At 44.2% G+C, this 1,037-nt stretch carries 1 protein-coding gene; it reads left to right on the top strand.

All coding sequences use genetic code 11. The features are described 5' to 3' along the window. Positions 1–275 precede the first annotated feature (275 nt). Complete coding sequence (locus ACED29_RS21150) at positions 276–614, top strand: cytosolic protein (RefSeq protein ID WP_371698692.1); 339 nt, start codon at positions 276–278, stop codon at positions 612–614. Positions 615–1,037 lie beyond the last annotated feature (423 nt).

Genomic DNA, 1,037 nt, shown 5'->3' with positions numbered 1-1,037 from the left:
GACCTTTTCGCAGCTGTTGTTTTGTAAATAGCGAAAATGTTGCGGGGCGGCTGGGAGTTCCAAGAGGGAATAGCCGTTGATTTCCTCTTGGTCTGGTGTGGGCGAAGCACCACGACGTTAGTGACCGCAGGTCATAGCCTAACCAACGTTGGGGCAAAGACGTGTTTCAAGGTGGCCAAGTGAATGACCGTAAATTGCACAGAATTACTAAATCTCTACTACGTTCTGCCCCTGATAATGTTAAAATCTCCGCATCAGAATTACCGAGAAACTCAATGTTTATCCATCATGTTAACGGCATCGACTGGCTAGTGATCACAGCTTTTGAAGAACTGAAAACTATGTTTATCGAAGAAGCCGGTACGATACCCTCTTGCTTCTCTACCGCCAGCGAATTGAACCTGGTTGATCAAGCAAAGCTAACTTATAGATATTTGCCTACTCTCAGCGGCGTAATCACCGATATCGGCACATATCAAAGACAGGGTAACGAAGAAGATTTGGACCCACAACTTGCCTGCTTAGTTGAGGGGCGTGGTCGGGTATTTATCTATCACGGCGGCTTTGTAGCTTTTGTGGATGACGAGCAAACCTTTATTACCCGAATAGACTGAAAATTATTCAGTAAGTTGAAATCGGCGAATTGGCATCCCTAGCAAGGAATGGGACAAAACCAGGTTAGCTGTTAACTTAACATTCGTAGCAAATGAAGCTAAATCGAAGAGATAGAATGACCCAGTATAGATGCGCCTGAGGGTATCGAAAACAGGGATGTTTTCGTTAAGCGGCCATGGATGGCGCAAAGCGTCCCGAAGCAGTATCTGCACATAAGCCCACTGCAAGTGATTGACTACAATGAAGGTACAAACTTCAAAACTCATTTAACCAATACCCACCCAGCTAAACCCACTAAACCAAACATAAAAATGCCAAACCTTCATTCGAAGGCCTACAAACTTTGGGGGCAAAACCAAGTTAGTTTTTAACTTAACATTCGTACCAAATGAAGCTAAATCGAAGAGATAGAATGACCCAGT

This window comes from Shewanella sp. 5S214, from assembly GCF_041439795.1.
GTDB classification, from domain to species: Bacteria; Pseudomonadota; Gammaproteobacteria; order Enterobacterales; family Shewanellaceae; genus Shewanella; species Shewanella vesiculosa.
Note: the sequence above shows the minus strand (reverse complement) of the source record. Positions and strands in the feature narration are given on the sequence as shown.